General features: G+C 64.5%; 21 protein-coding genes. 13 read left to right on the top strand and 8 right to left on the bottom strand.

The window, feature by feature from the left end:
* Nucleotides 1–51 precede the first annotated feature (51 nt).
* Nucleotides 52–516: an Lrp/AsnC family transcriptional regulator gene (locus tag QEN71_RS21180; RefSeq protein WP_201657163.1), complete on the bottom strand. Its 465-nt coding sequence runs from the start codon at nt 514–516 to the stop codon at nt 52–54.
* Between the two features lie 134 nt (nt 517–650).
* Here QEN71_RS21180 and QEN71_RS21185 point away from each other — a divergent pair, with 134 nt between their 5' ends.
* Complete coding sequence (locus tag QEN71_RS21185; protein WP_201657166.1) at nt 651–1,280, top strand: LysE family translocator; 630 nt, start codon at nt 651–653, stop codon at nt 1,278–1,280.
* Between the two features lie 37 nt (nt 1,281–1,317).
* Here the strand turns inward: QEN71_RS21185 and QEN71_RS21190 are convergent, their stop codons facing one another.
* A complete protein-coding gene (locus tag QEN71_RS21190; protein ID WP_201657169.1) occupies nt 1,318–1,491 on the bottom strand; it encodes a DUF1289 domain-containing protein in 174 nt (57 codons plus the stop codon).
* Nucleotides 1,492–1,667: 176 nt separating this feature from the next.
* Between QEN71_RS21190 and QEN71_RS21195 the strand changes: the two genes are divergently transcribed.
* Nucleotides 1,668–1,988 carry a YnfA family protein gene (locus tag QEN71_RS21195; RefSeq protein ID WP_201657172.1) on the top strand — a complete coding sequence of 107 codons (321 nt, stop codon included), beginning with the start codon at nt 1,668–1,670 and terminating at the stop codon, nt 1,986–1,988.
* Nucleotides 1,989–2,055: 67 nt separating this feature from the next.
* Here QEN71_RS21195 and QEN71_RS21200 read toward each other — a convergent pair whose 3' ends face one another.
* Entirely contained in the window at nt 2,056–2,568 is a 513-nt protein-coding gene (locus tag QEN71_RS21200; RefSeq protein ID WP_201657175.1) for a DUF1993 domain-containing protein, read from the bottom strand.
* Nucleotides 2,569–2,697: 129 nt separating this feature from the next.
* A complete protein-coding gene (locus tag QEN71_RS21205) occupies nt 2,698–2,886 on the bottom strand; it encodes a hypothetical protein (RefSeq protein ID WP_290468218.1) in 189 nt (62 codons plus the stop codon).
* Between QEN71_RS21205 and QEN71_RS21210 the strand changes: the two genes are divergently transcribed.
* The 5 genes from QEN71_RS21210 (at nt 2,885) to QEN71_RS21230 (ending at nt 7,967) form a co-directional block, all read left to right on the top strand.
* On the top strand, nt 2,885–4,447 hold the full coding sequence (locus QEN71_RS21210) for a S53 family peptidase (protein ID WP_201657178.1): 1,563 nt from the start codon (nt 2,885–2,887) through the stop codon (nt 4,445–4,447). The genes QEN71_RS21205 and QEN71_RS21210 overlap by 2 nt on opposite strands.
* Before the next feature lie 121 nt (nt 4,448–4,568).
* Nucleotides 4,569–6,233 (top strand): S10 family peptidase, encoded by a 1,665-nt coding sequence (locus tag QEN71_RS21215; protein WP_201657181.1) that lies wholly within the window; start codon nt 4,569–4,571, stop codon nt 6,231–6,233.
* Between the two features lie 234 nt (nt 6,234–6,467).
* Nucleotides 6,468–7,085: a hypothetical protein gene (locus QEN71_RS21220; RefSeq protein WP_201657184.1), complete on the top strand. Its 618-nt coding sequence runs from the start codon at nt 6,468–6,470 to the stop codon at nt 7,083–7,085.
* A 107-nt stretch (nt 7,086–7,192) separates the two neighbouring features.
* Nucleotides 7,193–7,537 (top strand): hypothetical protein, encoded by a 345-nt coding sequence (locus QEN71_RS21225; protein ID WP_201657187.1) that lies wholly within the window; start codon nt 7,193–7,195, stop codon nt 7,535–7,537.
* Between the two features lie 154 nt (nt 7,538–7,691).
* Nucleotides 7,692–7,967, top strand: coding sequence for an RNA-binding protein (locus QEN71_RS21230; RefSeq protein ID WP_201657242.1), 276 nt, complete (start codon nt 7,692–7,694; stop codon nt 7,965–7,967).
* 27 nt (nt 7,968–7,994) lie between these two features.
* Here the strand turns inward: QEN71_RS21230 and nadE are convergent, their stop codons facing one another.
* Nucleotides 7,995–8,831: an ammonia-dependent NAD(+) synthetase gene (gene nadE, locus QEN71_RS21235; RefSeq protein ID WP_201657190.1), complete on the bottom strand. Its 837-nt coding sequence runs from the start codon at nt 8,829–8,831 to the stop codon at nt 7,995–7,997.
* 293 nt (nt 8,832–9,124) lie between these two features.
* Between nadE and QEN71_RS21240 the strand changes: the two genes are divergently transcribed.
* Nucleotides 9,125–10,195, top strand: a complete 1,071-nt coding sequence (locus QEN71_RS21240; protein WP_233472039.1) for a L,D-transpeptidase — start codon at nt 9,125–9,127, stop codon at nt 10,193–10,195.
* Between the two features lie 18 nt (nt 10,196–10,213).
* On the opposite strand, the gene QEN71_RS21245 is transcribed toward QEN71_RS21240, so the two are convergent.
* Together QEN71_RS21245 and QEN71_RS21250 are read right to left on the bottom strand one after the other, a co-directional pair.
* Nucleotides 10,214–11,095 carry a DMT family transporter gene (locus QEN71_RS21245; protein WP_201657193.1) on the bottom strand — a complete coding sequence of 294 codons (882 nt, stop codon included), beginning with the start codon at nt 11,093–11,095 and terminating at the stop codon, nt 10,214–10,216.
* Nucleotides 11,096–11,189: 94 nt separating this feature from the next.
* The gene (locus QEN71_RS21250) at nt 11,190–12,746 is read right to left on the bottom strand and encodes an ABC1 kinase family protein (protein ID WP_201657196.1); all 1,557 of its coding nucleotides are present in this window, start codon (nt 12,744–12,746) and stop codon (nt 11,190–11,192) included.
* 295 nt (nt 12,747–13,041) lie between these two features.
* Here QEN71_RS21250 and QEN71_RS21255 point away from each other — a divergent pair, with 295 nt between their 5' ends.
* Nucleotides 13,042–13,797 (top strand): DeoR/GlpR family DNA-binding transcription regulator, encoded by a 756-nt coding sequence (locus QEN71_RS21255; RefSeq protein WP_201657199.1) that lies wholly within the window; start codon nt 13,042–13,044, stop codon nt 13,795–13,797.
* 15 nt (nt 13,798–13,812) lie between these two features.
* Here the strand turns inward: QEN71_RS21255 and QEN71_RS21260 are convergent, their stop codons facing one another.
* A complete protein-coding gene (locus QEN71_RS21260) occupies nt 13,813–14,922 on the bottom strand; it encodes a 2-aminoethylphosphonate--pyruvate transaminase (protein WP_201657248.1) in 1,110 nt (369 codons plus the stop codon).
* Nucleotides 14,923–15,283: 361 nt separating this feature from the next.
* Here QEN71_RS21260 and phnS point away from each other — a divergent pair, with 361 nt between their 5' ends.
* The 4 genes from phnS to phnV all read left to right on the top strand — a co-directional run bounded on the left by phnS (nt 15,284) and on the right by phnV (nt 19,367).
* Nucleotides 15,284–16,381 carry a 2-aminoethylphosphonate ABC transporter substrate-binding protein gene (gene phnS, locus QEN71_RS21265; RefSeq protein WP_201657202.1) on the top strand — a complete coding sequence of 366 codons (1,098 nt, stop codon included), beginning with the start codon at nt 15,284–15,286 and terminating at the stop codon, nt 16,379–16,381.
* Between the two features lie 121 nt (nt 16,382–16,502).
* Nucleotides 16,503–17,606 (top strand): 2-aminoethylphosphonate ABC transport system ATP-binding subunit PhnT, encoded by a 1,104-nt coding sequence (gene phnT / locus QEN71_RS21270; protein WP_201657205.1) that lies wholly within the window; start codon nt 16,503–16,505, stop codon nt 17,604–17,606.
* Nucleotides 17,584–18,507 (top strand): 2-aminoethylphosphonate ABC transporter permease subunit, encoded by a 924-nt coding sequence (locus tag QEN71_RS21275; RefSeq protein ID WP_201657207.1) that lies wholly within the window; start codon nt 17,584–17,586, stop codon nt 18,505–18,507. Before phnT ends, QEN71_RS21275 begins: the two co-directional genes overlap by 23 nt.
* Complete coding sequence (gene phnV, locus QEN71_RS21280; protein ID WP_201657210.1) at nt 18,507–19,367, top strand: 2-aminoethylphosphonate ABC transport system, membrane component PhnV; 861 nt, start codon at nt 18,507–18,509, stop codon at nt 19,365–19,367. The genes QEN71_RS21275 and phnV overlap by 1 nt, the downstream gene beginning before the upstream one ends.
* Nucleotides 19,368–19,387: the final 20 nt, after the last annotated feature.

The raw sequence follows: 19,387 nt of genomic DNA on the forward strand, positions 1-19,387 counted from the left end.
TGCCACGAGTCGCGCGCGATTTCGTCTTCGACGCTGCATGTCGCGGATGGGTCAGATGAGCGGCAAGCCGCCGTTCGCCTTCACTTCGCGCAGCGACAGCGACGATTCCACCGATGTCACCCCCGGCAAGCTGCGCAACTCGTCGCGCATGAAGGTGCCGTAATCGTCGAGATCGCGCGCGACGACTTGCAGCACGTAGTCGGCGCTGCCGGACACGTTGTGACACGACAGGATGCGCGGGATGGCCAGCACCTCGCGCTCGAAGCGCGTCGCGGTGGCCCGGTCGTGCACGGCGAAGCGCACATACACGAAAGAGACGACGCCGAACCCGAGCGCCGAACGCGACAGCATCGCGCGGTATCGCTCGATATAGCCATCGCTTTCGAGCCGTTTGAGCCGGCGCGCGCAGGGCGTTTCGCTGAGGCCGACCGTCTCGGCGAGTTTCGCGTTGGACATGCGGCCGTCCGATTGCAGGGCGGCAAGGATCGCGCGATCGGTTTTGTCGAGTTCGTTCATTCGAGAGGGGAAAGCGTTAGTGATGTGATGGATTTTAGGTCAATCCGCTAACTCCTTGCGAAAGTCGATCGAAAATCGCCAGCATTCGCTAACGGGGTCAATGCATCATGAATGCCCCGACACGTGAGGTTTCCATGATTTCCGCTCATCTTCTGATCCTGTATGTCACGGCGCTGGTCGTGGTGTTTGCGCTGCCTGGGCCGGACATGGCGCTCGTGCTGCAGACGAGCATCGGGCGCGGCGCGCGCCACGGTTTCGCCGCGTCGCTCGGGCTCAGCATCTCGCGCGCGGCGCACGTGACGCTGTCCGCGTGCGGCGTGGCGGCGCTGCTGCGCAATGCGCCGTGGCTCTATGAAGTGGTGCGCTATGGCGGCGCGATTTATCTCGCGTGGGTGGCAGTGCAGATTTTCCGCTCGCCCGTGTTCGCGTTGCCGTCGGGCAGCGCGCCCGCGAGCGACGACGGCGCGCTGCGCACGGCCTTCGTCAAAGGGCTGTTCACGAATCTGCTGAACCCGAAGGCGCTGCTGTTCTGTTCGGTGCTGTTGCCGCAGTTCGTGCGTCCGGAAGCGGGACCTGTCGCGTGGCAGATGATCGAACTGGGTGTGGTGCTGGTTGCGCTCGGCGCCTGTTTCGACGCGATCTATGCAATCGGCGCGGCGCGGATCGCCGGCTGGGTACGTGCGCATCCGCTTGCGCAGACGTTGCAACGCTGGACGTTCTCGGCGGCACTGATCGGCTTCGCGGTGCGGCTTTCGCTCGATTGATGGATGGGCGGCCGCCGCGCCGCTCTCCGCGATGTGATTACTTGCGGATCATCGCCACGCGTTCCTGCTTCTGGTCGATGACCTTGCGGCGATGCTTGTCCTTCATCTTCTTCCAGCCCTTGCACTCTTCGCGAGTGCGCAGACAGCCGACGCAATAGCCGGTCTTGCTGTCGAACTTGCAGACGTCGATACAGGGCGATTTGACACTCATGCTGGCGTGCTCGCAAAGGTTGGGTAGCGGGTGAAAGGCGACTGTCGCATGCCGCGCCTGCCTCGAGCCAAGTGATTGTGTTTATAAAGACGATAGACTTCAGGGCCGCGTGTTGGCGTGTCGGCCTTGAACGCTGACGCGCATCTATCGATCACCTGATCACTTCGCTTCTGCCGATGAAAACCCTGTTGCTCTATGTCGTGACCGCCATCGCCGAAATCGTCGGCTGCTATCTGCCGTGGCGCTGGCTCAAGGAAGGCGGCTCCGCCTGGCTACTGCTGCCGGGCGCGCTGAGTCTCGCGCTGTTCGCGTGGCTACTGACCTTTCATGGCACGGCGGCGGGCCGCGTCTATGCTGCATATGGCGGCGTCTATGTGGCCGTCGCGATTCTCTGGCTCTGGTGCGTCGACCATGTGCGGCCAAGCGCGTGGGATCTTGCCGGTGTCGCGCTGACGCTGGCTGGCATGAGCATCATCGCGTTCCAGCCGCGCGTGTGATTTTTCGTGCATGCGAACCGGCGTCTAAGGCCGGTTCGCGCTTCATCTGGCGGTGATTCCGCCGCTTTCAGCTATTCGGCTTGCCGAGGAAATCCAGCTTGCCCAGCTCGACGCCGTTATGACGCAGGATGTCGTAAGCCGTCGTGATGTGGAAATAGAAGTTCGGCATGGCGAAGCCGAGCAGATAAGACAAGCCGTTGAACTCGACGGGTCCGCTGCGCATTTTCAACGTCACCTCGCGCGTTTCCGATCCGTCGATCTGTGCGGCATTGAACTCCTTCAGATAATCGATCGTTTTCTGAATGCGCGCGTGCAGTTCGTCGAACGTGAATTCGACATCGTCGAACTTCGGTGCTTCGACACCGGCCAGACGCGCCGCGCAACCTTTAGCCGTATCCGTCGCGATGTGCACCTGGCGCGCCAGCGGATGCATGTCCGGAAAGAGGCGCGCGCCCGTCAGCACGGACGGATCGATCTGCTTTTCTGCCGCGTGCGCCTGTCCCTTGCCGAGAATGGCCTGCAAATTGGTAAGGCCGCGGATCAGCACGGGAACTGATGCCTGAAACATCGAGATGGTCATGGAGGGTCCTCGAATTCATGGGGTCGCGCGCGCTCCTGGCCACGCGGTCGCATAGCGTAACGCAACAGCGCAAATGCTGCTGGAGCAGCGTAACGCGAATCCCGTTCGCGACAAAAGCTGGCCGTTCGGTTAGCCATCCGGCCAGGTGTCGGGCGGGCCGGAACTGTGTTCGAATGGATTGGTCGGATGGTTGTCGTTGGCTCGTGACCAGCGTCGTGACGCAAGCGAGTTGTAGCGCGCCGACGCTTTGCTGCACCCTGCGTGCGCCGTGTTTCTAACGCGTGGCTTCGCGCCATGCACAGGGAGAATCGCAACCATGACGAAGCATCCATTGCCCGGCAGCGAGCGCCAGCTTGCGCCCGGTTCGAAGGTGGTCGCACAGTGCGACCCGTCGGAAACGATTCAGATCGTGGTCGTGCTGCGTCGCAAGGACGAGCAGCAGTTTGCCCAGATGATGAAGAAAATCGAGTCGGGCGCGGCGGACGCGAAGCCGCTCACGCGTGACGAACTCGAACAGCGCTTCGGCGCTTCGCCGGAAGACATTGCGAAACTGAAAGCCTTTGCCACACAACATGGTCTGACGGTGGTTCGCGAAGACGCGTCGGCGCGCACTGTCGTGCTGAGCGGCAAGATCGAGCAGTTCCAGAAGGCGTTCGACGTCCAGTTGCAGCACTACGAACATCAGTCCATGGGACGTTTCCGCGGCCGCACGGGCGCGATCAGCGTGCCCGATGATCTGCATGGCATCGTCATGGCCGTGCTGGGTCTCGACGATCGTCCGCAGGCGCGGCCGCACTTCCGCATCCGGCCGCCGTTCCAGCCGGCGAGAGCACAGCCGGCGTCGTCGTTCACGCCGTTGCAACTCGCATCGCTGTACCAGTTCCCGCAGGGCGACGGCAGCGGCCAGTGCATCGGCATCGTCGAACTGGGCGGCGGTTACCGCACAGCCGATCTCGACAGCTACTTTTCGAGCCTCGGCGTGGGCACGCCGAAGGTGGTCTCCGTCGGCGTCGATCAGGGCGACAATCACCCCACGGGCGATCCGAACGGACCCGACGGCGAAGTGACGCTGGACATCGAGATCGCAGGCGCCATTGCGCCTGCCGCGACCATCGCCGTGTACTTCACGACCAATAGCGACGCCGGCTTTATCGACGCCGTCAGCCAGGCCGTGCACGACAAGACCAACAAGCCGTCGGTGATTTCGATCAGCTGGGGCGCGCCGGAAAGCGTGTGGACCGCGCAGTCAATGAACGCGTTCAACGACGTGCTGCAATCCGCTGCGGCGATCGGCGTGACGGTGTGCGCGGCATCGGGCGACAGCGGTTCCAGCGACGGTGTCGGCGACGGCAGCGATCACGTCGACTTTCCGGCGTCGAGTCCCTACGTGCTCGCATGCGGCGGCACCAGTCTGCAAGGCTCCGGGCAATCCGTTTCGCATGAAGTCGTGTGGAACGACGGCTCGAACGGCGGCGCGACGGGCGGCGGCGTGAGCGCCACGTTTCCCGTGCCGGCATGGCAGGAAGGACTGTCGACATCGGCTGCGCAAGGCGGCAAGCGCGCGTTGACGGGGCGCGGCGTGCCGGACGTGGCGGGCGACGCATCGCCGCTCACGGGCTACGACGTGATCGTCGACGGCAACAACACGGTGGTGGGCGGCACCAGCGCCGTCGCGCCGCTGTGGGCCGCGCTGATCGCACGCATCAACGGCGCGAAGGGTGCGCCCGTCGGCTTCGTCAATCCGAAGCTGTACAAGGCGTCGGGCGCCTGCAACGACATCACGCAGGGTAACAACGGCAGTTATTCGGCGACCACGGGCTGGGACGCCTGCACGGGATTGGGCAGCCCCAATGGTGTGAAGGTCGCGGCAGCTTTATAGTCTGAGCAGCGGACGGTTTGGGTGGTAACAGGTGTCACGCAAATGGCACCCGGTTGGCATAAAGGCGGCGATCAACGCATCGCAACAGTGGGCATTACAACAGGCATTCGATGGAGCGATCATGACGAACACAGAATCGGCTTCCGGCAGTTTGCAGTCGCCTCACAATTCACATGCCGCGCAGGAAGCGTCCGCCGCGAGCGGGTCGCACAAGGCCGGCGACCAGCCGTTCTTCGATCCCGTCGCATACGGCAACGGCCCCGACGACTCGGTTACGGACACGAGCGAGAACGCCGCGATCACGAAGCATTCGGTCACGATCGGTGGCAAGAAGATCAACTACACGGCCACAGCCGGCCATCTGGTGACCGTCGATCCTTCCAGCTCGCAACCCGCGGCCAAGTTCTTCTATGTGGCCTTCACGCAGGACAACCAGAAGGAAGAGACGAGGCCGCTCACGTTCTTCTATAACGGCGGGCCGGGTTCGTCGTCGGTGTTCGTGCTGCTTGGGTCATTCGCGCCGCGCCGCATCAAGACGTCGATGCCGAGCTTCACGCCGCCCGCGCCGTATCAGATGGAAGATAACCCCGACAGTCTGCTCGACAAGAGCGATCTCATCTTTATCAACCCGGTCGGCACGGGCTATTCGGCCGCCGTCGCGCCACGCAAGAACCGCGATTTCTGGGGCGTGGATCAGGACGCCGATTCGATCAAGCAGTTCATCAAGCGCTATCTGACGAAGAACAATCGCTGGAACTCGCCGAAGTTTCTGTTCGGCGAGTCGTACGGCACGGCGCGCAGCTGCGTGCTCGCCTACAAGCTGCACGAAGACGGCGTCGATCTGAACGGCATTACGCTGCAGTCGTCGATTCTCGACTACACGCAGGCGGGCAATCCCATCGGCGCATTGCCCACGGCCGCCGCCGACGCGTGGTATCACAAGAAACTCGGCGTCGCGCCGAGGCCCACGGATCTCGGCCAGTTCGTCGAAGAGGTCGCTCAGTTCGCGCGCACCGACTACCTGAACGCGCTGCGCAAGTTCCCGACCACCGACAACGCCGTGGTAGAGAAGCTGAGCGAGTACACGGGCATCGACAAGACCACGCTTCTGGCGTGGAGCCTCGATATTGCCGGTTACGACAGCCGCGGCAATTCGCTGTTTCTGACCACGCTGCTCAAGTCGAAGGGGCTCGCGCTCGGCGCGTACGACGGCCGCGTGACGGCGATCGAAACGGGCATCGCGGGCAAGATCGATCCGAACTCGGGCGGCAACGATCCGACCATGACGGCCGTCACAGGCGTCTACACGACGATGTGGAACGTCTACCTCAACGAGCAGTTGAAGTTTACGTCGAACTCGGCGTTCACGGACCTCAACGATCAGGCGTTCAAGTTCTGGGACTTCGGCCATATCGATCCGACGGGCGAACAGAAGGGCCTCGACAGCAAGGGCAACATCATCCTGTACACGGCGGGCGATCTTGCGGCTGTGATGGCGCTCAATGTCGATCTGAAAGTGCTGTCGGCGAACGGCTTCTACGATTTCGTCACGCCGTTCTATCAGACCGTGATCGACTTGCAGCAGATGCCGCTGCTGAGCCAGCACGTGCGCGACAACCTGTCAGCGCGCTTTTATCCGTCGGGCCATATGGTGTATCTCGACGGGGGCTCGCGCACTGCGTTGAAGGCCGATCTCGCGTCGATGTACGAGGCAGCGGTCACCAACACGGCCGCGCTCGGGCGCGTGCGGGAGTTGCAGGCGCTCACGGCTGCGAAGATGCATTGAACGCTTTTTTTCACGCGTCAGATTCGGGACGCGTCTGCCCTGAAAATGCCGCCATCGAGGGCATCGCATGTACATTGCGATGCCCTCGATGCCTTCAGCATCGAGATTGTCAAGCGATTCAAACGGGGCGCAAAACGGACCGCAAATCGGTCGGTATTTACGTCATGCGTCCCGGATGTGTTTTAATTGCCTTGCGAATTAACTCTTCCGCGCTGTTCGAAGGCGCGCTGATTAATGAATGCAGGGAAGGTGAACGCGCCCGCTCAGGCGCATGGCGTTGATCGAATCGAATCCATTGTCCGCGATGCACGTCGTGTCGTGGACCGCGCGCGAGCGATGCGCAGGCGCGGTGTCGCGCTCGTAATCGTGTGTGCTGGCTTGTCTCTGCATGCCGCGTCGTCGTTTGCGCAGGATGCGTCGATGCTCGACGACCGCGTGACGCAGCAGAACATTACCGCGACGATCTGCCGGCCCGGTTACGCCGACACCGTTTCGCCACCGTTCGACGACATGATGGAGCACAAGGACCGGCTGCTCGCCGAGCGTGGTATCGACAGCGAACATGGCACGCGCTACGCGCTGGACCGTCGCGTGCCGATCGTGCTGGGCGGATCGCCGGATGCACCGGATAACCTGGATCTGTTGCCGTGGGGCGGGCACAAAGGCGAGCGCCGCAAGGAACTGCTGACGGCGAAGCTCAAGCGCTGCGTGTGCGAAGGGCGCATGAGTCTGAGCGAGGCGCAGACTGCGATCGCCGGAAACTGGTCGGCGCACTATGCGGGCTTCGGCAGCGCACCGTGCGACAGTGACAGCGCTGGCGGCGTGGCGTCGATCGGCGACGACGGCTCCTGACGCATACCGCGACGACTGGTTCGCATTCGGCCCGCATCCGGTCCGCCTTCCCGGACGCCGCGATACATCGAAGTACGCGGCCAACCGTCACATTCTGGAGAACCGACATGAAGCAATCATTCATCGCTATCGCCCTGGCCGCGCTCGGCTGCCTTGCGGCGAGCCAGGCGGCACTGGCGGCATCGCCGTGCGGCAAGGACGACGCGCTGCAAATTCGCGGCGACACGCCGGGCGCGATCAGCTACGACGTGTACCGTCAGCTGCGCCCGCTCGACGTGCATCGCCTTGCGCTCTTTCAGGACGCAGGCACTGTCAAACGTCTGCCCGACGGACTCGATGTTTGTGAAATCGCCGACGACGGTGTCTCCGATCCTTCCGCCGTGCTCGTGCACGTGCCGCAAGGCAAGATGGCGTGGTGGGTCAGCGCGGCGAACGTCGAGAACGCGGATTAAGTTCAGCAAGTCAAACGCAGGCGGTATGTCGCACTCTGCGTTGCCGCGGGGCACGTTTCTGGCTACGCTGAGGGTTGTTGTCAATGCGGTGTCAAGGCGGTGTCAGTGCGGTATCAGAGCAGTATGACCACCATCAACAGAGAGCGTGGTGCGTATGAAGATCATCGTGTGGAACATCCCCGAGTCGTGCTCGGAGCAGGAAGTGCGTGATTTTCTCGGCCACGAACTTGGCCATTATGCGAAAGACATTGAAGTGTTCGAGCAGGGCACGTCGAACGCGTACGCCAAGGTCGATGTCGATGCCGACGACGCCTATGTCGCCGACGTCATCGCGCAGCAATTCAACGGCAAGCAGCTGGGCGGCGTGTCGCTGCAGGTGAGCGCCGTGCCGTTCGGTGGCGACGAAGCCCCGCCGCGGCCTCGTCCGTAATTCACGCCGCAGCGCGCAGCCGCGCGTTCAATCGAAAGGCGTGTAGGGCAGCGCCCGCTTGTGACGCGTGCTGTCATAGAAGCGCATGACGGTGTCGAACACCGCATCGCTCACGGGCTTGCCCTCGAGAAAATCGTCGATGTCCGCGTAACGGATGCCGTACGCGTCCTCGTCGGGACGTTGAGGGCGCAACATTTCGAGGTCGGCGGTCGGCACCTTGTGCGCGAGCGCATCGCTGGCGCCGAGCGTCGTGGCGAGTTCGCGCACGCGCCGCTTGGTCAGTCCCGCGAGCGGCAGCACATCGGCGCCGCCGTCGCCGAATTTCGTGAAGAAACCCATCACCGATTCCGCCGCGTGGTCCGTGCCGATCACAACGCCGCGCCGCGCGCTTGCCGCCGCGTATTGCGCGATCATCCGCTGGCGCGCCTTGATGTTGCCGTGCACGAAGTCCTGCTGCGACTCGTCGGCGAAGGGCAGGCCGCTGGCTGTGAGCGACGCGAGCATCGCGTCGGCGGCGGGACGGATGTCGACCTTCAGCGTTTCGTCGGGACGGATGAACGCGAGCGCCTGCTGCGCATCGGCTTCGTCGTGCTGCACGCCATACGGCAAACGCATCGCGACAAAGCGCGCGTCGTACCGGGCGTCGCGCAGACGCTCGACGGCAAGTTGCGCGAGCCGGCCCGCCGTCGACGAATCGACGCCGCCGCTGATGCCGAGCACGTACGCGCTCAATCCGTTCGCACGCAGATAGTCGGCGAGAAACGCGACGCGCCGCTCGATTTCGCGCGCGGCATCGAATGTGTCTGCGACGTGCAATTCTGCTGCAATCTGCCGCTGACGCACGGCGCGTTGCTGCTGGTCCATCGGCGTTCTCCTCGCAAGACGCGGTGATTTCGGCTTCGATGATTGCATGAACTGCCGGATTCGGTGCGCTGTCATGCTTTGTCTGGTTTAATGATGCAAACCTATATTCCATTCTGACCGATTGGCGCGTTAATTCGACGGACGCAGTTCCGCCGAACATCGGACAGTGGAAGCATGGGTTTGTCATCATCATCAGCCCGGTGCGCGAGCGACGTCTCGTCGCCGGAAGACGTCCGGCAGCGTGTCACGAGCAGCTGCGCGGACGGGCGACATGCAGTGATGTTCGAACAAAAATGACTAGCAAAAAAGACAACAACATGTTTATTCCGCCTGCACGAGAGACGGCGGATTCGCAGATCGGTAATCTGCGCATCGATGACGGGGAGTTGCGCGGCGACAGGATCGCATCGGCGCTGCGTGCATGCTTGCGTCGGCGGGCGTTATCGCTGTCCGTTGCGCTTGCCGCGGCGCTCGCCGTGCCCGCGTTCGCGCAGAATGTGCCGCAAATTGCGCCGCAAACCTCACCGCAAGACGCCGCCAATCCTGCCGTCGATGCATCCGGTGTCGCGACGCACGATGCCGTCGGCGGAATGGATCCGCGCCGCGCGTTCCTGATGCGCGATGTGTTCGCGAGCAGCGTCACCCGTCGTCTGAAAGTGCCCGCCGCCGAACAGCGCGCGTACGGCGAGCGTCTGCAGCAGGCGCTCGCGCAGAACGATCTGGGCAACCTGTCGGCCGAATATGTGGTGCTCGTCGATCGCAGCGAGAACGTGCAGGCGCTTTTCATCTATTTTCGCGCGACGCCGTCCGACGCCTGGCAGATGATCGGCGCGTCGCCCGTCGCGACGGGCCGTCCCGGTCAGTACGATCACTTCATCACGCCGCTCGGCGTGTTCGAGCACACGCCGGACAACATGGATTTCCGCGCGGAAGGCACGATGAACCAGAACGGCATCCGCGGCTACGGCAATCACGACATGCGCATCTTCGATCTCGGCTGGGCGCAAGGCGAGCGCGGCTGGGGCAAGGGCGGCATGTCGCAGATGCGCTTTCAGATGCACGCCACCGACCCCGACAGGCTCGAACCGATTCTCGGCATCCGCCACTCGAAAGGCTGTGTGCGGATTCCGGCGTCGCTGAACGTGTTCCTCGATCATTACGGCATTCTCGATCGCGATTACGAGGCGCTCGTCGCCGAAGGGCGCTCGCTGTGGGTGCTGCATTCGAACCGCGTCGCGACGCCGTGGGCGGGGCGCTATATCGTCGTCGTCGATTCGCAGCGCAAGGCGCGGCCCGCGTGGTCGCCGGCGCCGAGCGGCAAGGCGCGCGCGAAGGTGCCGGCCAACGCCGACACGGCCGACTAGCAGCGCGGTCAAGCGCGGTCACGACCGCGCCAGCAAAACTCCGATCAGCGCGACGACGAAGCCCGCCACCTGAATCGCCGTCAGCGTTTCGCCGAAGCCGACATAGCCTTCGAGCGCGGCCAGCGGCGGCGCGAGAAATAGCAGCGCCGTCGCGCGCGACGCGTCGCCGCGCCGCACCATCCACACCAGCAGCGTGACGCTCACGCCCGACAGCATCACGATGCCCCACGCGAGCGACATCCAGAGCGTCGGCGACGGAATCCATTTGTGCTCGCCGAGCGCCAGCGCGAACACCAGCACGACCACAGCCGCGCCGAAGTTCTGCACGGCGCTCGCGCTGCGGATATCGGCTTTCGACAGCGACGTCTTCTGGATCAGCGTGCCCGCCGTGATCGCGCACACGGCCAGAATCGACACGCCGATCACCAGCCATTGCGGCACGTCGCCCGCATGGCCTTGCACGACGGGCGAGGGCGCTGCCACGAGTTTCGGTTCGAGCACCAGCGCGACGCCGACGAGACCGAGCATCATGCCTGTCCAGCCGCGCCCCGACAGACGTTCGCCGAACAGCGGCGCGGCCACGGCGGCCGTCAGCAGCGGCTGCAGCGCGCCGAGCAGCGCCATGATGCCCGCGCTCATGCCTTGCGCGACAGCCCAGTATCCTGCGCCGAGATAGACGCCTTGCAGCAGCGCGCCCGCGATCAGATGCTTGCCGAGCGCGCGGCCCGTCGGCCATTCGACGCGCGCGACGAGCGCCGCCGCCATGAACAGCAGCGCCGTGCCGCCGAAACGCGCGAGCAGGAAGAGATTGGGATCGGCGAAAGGTTTGATCGCGCGCGCGACCACGAAACCCGTCGACCAGAGAACGACGAAGACAACGGCATTGAAGACAACCAGCATCGGACGACCCGAACCACGGACACGAAGTCCGCAGTATCGGCGCAAGTGCATGCGGCTGTCTTGTTCGAAGCTGCACTTGCCGCAGCGAGCCCGATCAGTACGCCAGCAGCACCGCAATCGCCCCGAGCAGCCCGCCGCAGACCGTGCACGCCCACAGCAGCGTGCGCGTGCGCCGGTATTCGAGCAGCACGTCGCTGACGAGTTGCGTCTGCTGCCTGACGTGAGTCACCTCGTGCTGATGCTGCAGATAGCGCACCGCGAGCTGCGGAATGCGCGGCACCAGATGCGCGAGATGCGGCAATTCCTGCGCGAGATGCTTGACCCAGCCGCGATGATCGCGTTCGCGGCGCGCGAGCGTCGCCAGCACGGAGCGCGCGATCTTCCACGAATCGACGCCCGGATGCAGCGCGTTTGCCAGCATTTCCGCCTGACCGAACGCGCGCTGCGCGGCTGCGAGACGCGCCGGCACGGCGCCGCCGAACGGATGCACGGCGAAAAGCAGATGATGGAACAGCGCGCCCGCCGAGCGCTCGTGCGACTCCGGCGCGAAATGCCCTTCGGCGCGCGTGCGCAATTCGGCTTCGAGCTTCTCGGGGCGCGTGTCCTGCGACACGTGTCCGGCATCGCGATGCAGATGCGCGAGACGTCCATAGTCCTGATCGAACAGCGCCGTCGCGCCATGCACGAAAAACTCTCGCTCCTGCGACGACAGACTCGACATCACCGCGAAGTCCGCCAGCACGATGCGTCCCAGCGTGTCCGGCTCTATGCTCACGCGCACGCGCCGGGCGTCGAGTGTCGCGTGGAAGAAGCCGTGCTCGAAGGCCTGTTCGGTGACCACTTCGATGATGTGCTCGGCGAGCGGCACGAGTTTCACGCCGCGTGCCGACAGACCGCCGAGGTCGAGCGCGGGCAGCGACTCGATATGCTGCATCGCGAGCGTGCGGTCCGTGCACAGCTCCCAGATCACGGCGGGAATCGCGAGCCGCTTGTCGCCGTCGAAATGATGCGCGGTTTGACTCAGGTTCGCGGCCTCGGCGCGCAGATCGAAGCGGCGCAGGATCTCTTGCGTGAAGGTCTCGGCGAGTTCGCGCAGCTTAAGACGGCGCGCGTTCTTCGACAGCTTTTCCATCCAGCGCGCGACCCAGCGTAGCAAGGCGGCTTCGTCGGCGATTTCCTGGACTTGCTGGGCACGTATGAGCTTGATCGCGAGATCGCGATGTCCGTTGACCGGCTCGATGAGCCGCGCGACGTGCGTCTGTTCGGCCAGTCCGTTTTTCGCGGGCGTCAGGTCGATCGCGGCGAAGAGCGTCGACACGGGGCGTCCGAGCGCCGCCGCGATCGCGTGTTCGACCTGGTCGGGCGGCAACGGCGTTTCGAGGTGGCTGACGGCGTCGATGGCGTCGTGCAGCGTGCCCGTCGCGAGTTCGGGGCGGCGCGCCAGCGATTCCGCGAAGGCGCTCGCCAGCGGTCCGAGATTGGGCAGCGCGCGGTGCACGCCCGCGCGGCCGCCCGGCGATTCATGCACGCGCGAAGCAAGCGTGACGATCCAGTGCAGCTTGTGATGCTCGGGCGCGGCGAGCCAGATGAGGCGCGCGCCGTAGCGCAGCGCGTGAAACAGCAGTCGTAGTCGGCGAAACAGAGGCGGCATCGGCGGGTCGTTCGACGGGGCGCATCGGCGATGCGTGAGAAGACCGCTCAGATTAGCAAAGATGAGGCGCGCGGAACACTGGCACGGAGACGGCGCTGCATCCGTCGACGTACGCGGGGACCGCAGCTAACGTCGAACCAACGTGGAGCTAACGGTCCGCCCACAAGCCGCTCACAACCGGCAACGAGCCAGGGACGTCCAAGTTCCGCGCCGGCCACGCATGCGTAATACAATACTGCGGGCTTGCTCTATATCTGAACACATGCTCGCCGCATGACGGCGGCCAACACAACCTATGCTGGCAGAACAACGTCACCAATACATACTGGCTAAGGTCACAAAGACGGGCGCGCTATCGGTCGCCGAGCTGGTTCGCGAACTCAACGTATCGCGCGAAACGATCCGCCGCGATCTGAACGCACTGGCCGAGCGCGGCCTGATCGTGACGACGCACGGCGGCGCGTTGTCGAGCGACCGGCGCGAGCCGGATCTCGATACACGCGATGCCGCGAACGCCAGCGCGAAGCGCGCGATCGGCGAGCGCGCGGCACAACTGGTGCCTGACGGCGCATCGGTGATCATCGATTCGGGCAGCACGACGCACGCCGTCGCGCGCGCGCTCACGGACCGCCACCGCCTGACCGTCTACACGAACGACTGGCGCATCGCGCTGCTGCTCGGCCGCCGCAACGACAATCGCGTGACGCTCCTGGGCGGCGAGCTGTCGGACAACGAAGACGCCGCGTTCGGCCTCGACACGATCACGCAGCTGTCGCACTACCACGCGGATTTCGCGCTGATCGGCGCGGGCGGCATCACGCCCGACGCGCAGCTGTCCGACTACTCGCGCATGGCAGCCGAAGTGCGCAGCAAGATGATCGGCGCCGGCGCGACCGTGATCATCGTCGCCGACAACTCGAAGTTCGGCCGCGTGACGCCCGTGCGCATCGAAGGGCTGGAGCTGGCGCGCTACGTCGTTACGGAACTCGCGCCGGATCGTGCGCTCGCGAAGGCGATCACTGCACGCGGCCCCGAAATCCTGATCGCGTGAGTGTCGCGCTCCAGCTCATTTCACGCTGATCCCGAGGTTCGCCAGCGTCCGGCCGATCGCCGCGACGGCGTTGTGCATCTCGTTCGTGTCGATCGAACCGATGCAGCCGACGCGGAACGTCTCCACCTGCGTGAGCTTGCCCGGATACAGCACATAGCCGGCCTCGCGCACGGCTGCATAAAACTCCGCAAATTGCCACTTCGGATCGCGCGGCGCGTGGAACGTGACGATCACGGGCGCCTGCACGTCGGCCGCGAGAAACGTCTCGAAGCCGAGCGCCTTCATGCCGTCGACAAGCGCCGCGCAGTTGCGCGCGTAACGCGCGCCGCGGGCCGGCTGGCCGCCTTCCGCGATGAACTGGTCGAGGGCCGTGCGCAGCGCGGCGAGCACGTGCGTCGGTGGCGTAAAGCGCCATTGTGTGGTTTTTTGCATGTACGCGAACTGGTCGTACAGATCGAGCGCGAGCGACGGCGAACGTCCTTCGCACGCTTCGAGCACGCTGCGCCGCACGATCACGAAGCCCATGCCGGGCACGCCTTCCAGACACTTGCCGCTCGCCGACACGAGCGCATCGATGCCGCCCGCGCGCAAGTCGATGGGCAGCGCGCCGAACGAACTCATCGCGTCGACGATCAGGCTTTTGCCGTGGTGCTTGCAGACGGCGGCGATCTCGTCGAGCGGATTGAGCAGGCCCGCGCTCGTTTCCAGATGCACCTGCGCGACGTGCGTGATGCGCGGATCGCTGTTGAACGCGTCTTCGATTGCGGCGGCGCTCACGGGTTCGTCTTCGCGCAACGGCAATTCCACATACGCGATGCCCATGCGCTGCAGCACCTTGACGATGCGCGCGCAGTACGCGCCGTTGTTCGGCACGAGCACGCGGCCGTCGCGCGGCACCAGCGTGCCGAGCGCGGCTTCGACGGCGAATGTGCCGCTGCCCTGGAGCGGCACGCAGACGTACTCATTTTCGCCATGTACGATCTCGACGAGATCGGCGCAGACGCTTTGCGTCATGCGGTTGAACGCGGCGTCCCACGAACCCCAGTCGCGCAGCATCGCCTGACGCGTGGCGGGCGAGGTCGTCAGCGGTCCCGGCGTGAGCAGGATCGGGTCGTTTTCAGGAATCACACAGCCTCCTTCGTATGGATCGGGTGCGCCGTGGCGGGCGCACAAAGCATCGCTTGTTGCGTTGCTGATGGCTTTGCATATTATTGGCTAATTGTGTCATTTTGTGGAAATCGACAGAATCTTCACGTCGGTGTCACAAAAAAAGACGATCCTTGCCGTGCCCGTTCAGGCAAGGCGGCCGGCAACGTGTAATGGTCGGAGGGATGCCTTGGCAGAAACGCCGCAAAAAAAGTTGTCAGCAATCTGCAATCTGTGCGGCTTCGGCTGCGACGTCAGGCGGATAGCGCCCCCGAAGCGCCGTCCGGACACCACCACTATCGGGTTACCCACAGGTTTTTTGCCTTTCGGAGAGAACGACATGAAGAAGACGGATCACCATCGCTCGACGGGTCATATCGCTCGCCATGCGCGCAAGCTGCTGCCCGCGCTGGTCGCGGCGGCCGCGTTCGGCGGCGCGATGTCCGCGCACGCAGCAGGCGCAGTCGTGCTGTACACGGCTGACGGCCTCGAGAATCTCTATAAGGACGTGCTGCCCGCGTTCGAAAAGCAGGAAGGCGTGAAGGTCAACATCGTGACGGCTGGCAGCGGCGAAGTCGTGAACCGCGCCACGGTCGAAAAAGACGCACCGAAGGCAGACGTGCTCGTCACGCTGCCGCCGTTCATCCAGCAGGCGGCGCAAGGCGGCCTGCTGCAGAACTATCAGAGCGTGAATTACAAGAACGTGCCGGCCATCGCGAAGGCGTCCGACGGCGCGTGGGCGACGTTCGTGAACAACTATTTCTCGTTCGCGATCAACCCGGAAGTCGTGAAGAACCAGCCGAAGACGTTCGCCGACCTGCTGCACCCGGACTACAGTGGCAAGGTCGCTTACTCGAATCCGGCGACGGCGGGCGACGGCATGGCCGTGATCATCCTGACGACGTCGCTGATGGGCGAAGACAAGGCGTTCGACTACCTGAAGAAGCTCGAGCAGAGCGCGAAGTTCCACACGAAGGGGACGGGCTACCTCGACGTGCTGCTCTCGCGTAACGAAATCGCGGTGGCGAACGGCGATCTGCAGATGGATCTCGACGACGCAGCCAACGGCGGCCTCTCGCTCAAGCCGATCTTCCTCGCAGCCGATGCGGGCGGCCAGCCGACCACGTTCCAGCTGCCGTACGCGATCGGCCTGATCAAGAACGGTCCGAACCAGGCGGCAGGCAAGAAGCTGATCGACTATCTGATGTCGACGGAAGTGCAGTCGAAGGTGCCGGACATCTTCGGCATTCCGGGCCGCACGGACGTGGCGCTGTCGGGCAAGAACGGCGCGGCCGTCAAGCAGGCGATTTCCGGCGTCAAGCTGATCCCCGTCGACTGGAATCAGGTGATGGCGAAGAAGGCTGACTGGACGGCTCGCTGGAAGAGCGAAGTGATCGGCAATTCGGGCAAGCAGCTCGAAGTCGTCAAGCCGAAATAATTCCGGCGTCTGATGAAAATGCGCGGCGCGACGGTCTTCTGGGTTTCGTCATGCCGCGCGACCAGCTTGCTGGCGCGGTGACGCGCCAATCCAAGTCACCAAATGTAGGAGGATGGTCCCGGTGAACACTGCAACAACTCTTGCCGGTTCCGGCGCGCTCGACGTCACGCCGCGGGCGGAAGGCGTCGCGCAGACAGGCGCGCCAGGCGGCGTGCAGATCGATCACCTGACCGTGCGTTTCGGCTCGCGCACGGTGCTCGACGATCTGTCGCTGACGATCGAGCGCGGCGAACTGCTGACCGTGCTCGGACGAAGCGGCTGCGGCAAGACGACGTTGCTGCGCTTCATCGCCGGGTTCATCGAGGCTGACGGGCTGGCCGGCACGCTGACGGTCGCGGGCCGCGATCTCACGCACGTGCCGCCGCACAAGCGCAATCTGGGTCTGCTGTTCCAGAGCTATGCGCTGTTTCCGCATTTGTCCGTATTCGAGAACGTCGCGTTCGGTCTGCGCGCGCGGCGCATCTCGGCAAAAGAAATCGCGCGGCGTGTCGCCGATGCGCTGAAGCTCGTGCAGCTCGGCGATGCCGGCCACGTGATGCCCGCGCAACTGTCGGGCGGCATGCAGCAGCGCGTGGCGCTGGCGCGCGCGCTCGTGATCGAGCCCGACGTGCTGCTGCTCGACGAACCGCTTTCCGCGCTCGACGCCAATCTGCGCGCGTCGGTGCGTTCCGAACTGAAGGCGCTGCATGAGCGCCTTCCCAATCTGACGATCGTCTGCGTGACGCACGATCAGGACGACGCGCTCGTGCTGTCCGACCGCACGCTGCTGATGCGCGAAGGTCATATCGCGCAACTCGGCACGCCGCAGGAACTGTACGACCAGCCGAACGATGCGTTCGTCGCGCGCTATCTCGGCGCGGCCAATCTGCTGCCGCCGAACGTCGCGTTTCCGATCGGCGATGCGCGCTACGGTGAGCGCGACCGCGTCGCGTGCCTGCGCCCGGAGTCGATGCGGATCGTGCCGCTCGGCGAAGGCCAGTTGCACGGCACGATCTCGACGGTCGAATGGTACGGCTCGGTGCTGGCCGTGCAGGTCGCCCTCGACGCGATGCCCAACGACCCTGTGCAGGTGTCGATGCAGCGCGGCACCGGCGTGACGCCTGAAAAGGGCGTGCGAATCTCCTTGCGTTACGAGGCAGACGATGTCGTCCTTATCAAGCCCTGATTCGATCGCCGCGTCGCGAGATGCGCAGCGCGCCGCGACGGCGGCTTCGCACGCGGCCGCGAAGCGCCGCCGCGAGCGGCTGTCGCAATGGCATCTGCTGTTTTTGCTGGTGGTCGTGCTCGGGCCGCTCGTGATCTATCCGCTGATCCGTCTCGTATTGCTCAGCCTGACGGGCGCGCATGGCCTGACGTTCCACGCGTATGCGGCGTTCTTCCAGAACCCGGAAACGAGCGGCGTGATCGGCACGACGCTGTGGATTCTGTTCGCCAGCGCGGGTCTCGCGTCGATACTCGGGGTGGCGCTCGCGTCGCTGCTGTTCTTCAAGCCGTTTCCGGGCGCGCGCCTCGTCACGCGTTTTCTGGAGCTGTTCGTCGCGTTCCCGTCGTTTCTGGTCGCGTTCACGCTGATCTTTCTGTACGGCTCGCAAGGCTCGGTGAGTATCGGCCTGCAACGGCTCTTCCATCTCGAAGCGCCGCCGCTCGATTTCCTGTTCGGCATCGGCGGCGTGATTCTCGCGGAAGTGGTGTTCTACGCGCCGTTCGTCGTGCGTCCGACGCTCGCGTCGTTCGCGCTGCTCGACATGCGTCTGATCGAGGCGGCGCGCAGTCTCGGCGCGAACAGCTTGATGGTCGCGTTCCGCGTGATCCTGCCGCTTGCGTGGCCGGGCATCGCGGCGGGCACGATCCTGTGTTTTCTGCTGACGCTCAATGAGTTCGGCATTCTGCTCGTGCTCGGCAGCGCGCATCTGATCACGCTGCCCGTGGCGATCTACAGTTCGGCCACCGTCGATCTCGATCTGCCGACGGCGGCGGCGGGCGCCGTCGTGATGCTGGCGATGTCGCTGTCGTTGTACGCGCTGTATCGCCAGGTGAACAGGCGCAAGGTGGGAGGAGCGAAGTAATGTCCGACGTCGATCAAACCGTGCTGCCCGCCGTGCATCATCGCGCGCGGCCCGTTCAGCACGGACTCTTCGCGCGTGCCGCGGGCGCGCTGTTCATGGCGTTCGCTGCGCTGCTGTGTTTCTGGCTGTTCGTGCTGCCCGTGATCGTGGTCGCGCTGTCGAGCGTCGCCGCGCACTGGTCGGGCACGATCCTGCCCGACGGCTTCAGCATGCGCTGGTTCGAGCGCCTCGGCGGCAGTGACTTCGATGCGCTCGTCACCAGTCTGCAGATTGGCTTCGGCGTCGCGATTCTCGGCACGATCCTCGGACTGTGGCTCGCGCTGGCGCTCGAAGGACGCGACCGGCGCGGAATCGGCGCGCTCGTCGATACGATCGCGATGGTGCCCAACGGTGTGCCGAGCGTCGTGCTCGGGCTGGCCGTGCTGATCGCGTATCACAAGAAGCCCGTCGATCTGTCGAGTTCCGCCGCGATCGTCGTGTTCGTGCAACTCGCGCTCGTTCTGCCGTTCTGCTATCGCTGCGCGGCGGCTGCGCTGCGCCCCGAACTGACCGTGTTGCGCGAAGCGGCCGCGAGCCTCGGTGCGCCGCCGTCGATGGTGCTGCGCCGCGTCGTGCTGCCGCAACTCGTGCCCGCGATCCGTGCGTCGCTCGCACTGGGCTTCGCGTTGTCGCTCGGCGAACTCGGCGCGACGCTCACTGTTTATCCGCCTGGCTTTGCAACTGTGCCGATCGTCGTCGTCGGGCAAGTGGAGCGCGGCTACTACCTGCCGGCATCGGCGCTTTCGCTGATTCTGCTGATCGCGTCGCTGGCCGCGCTGCTCCTGATTGCCGCCCGCGTGCCGCGGCGCCGCGTGGACTGATCCACGACGTTTCCTGATTT

This window comes from Paraburkholderia sabiae (assembly GCF_030412785.1).
Lineage (GTDB): Bacteria > Pseudomonadota > Gammaproteobacteria > Burkholderiales > Burkholderiaceae > Paraburkholderia > Paraburkholderia sabiae.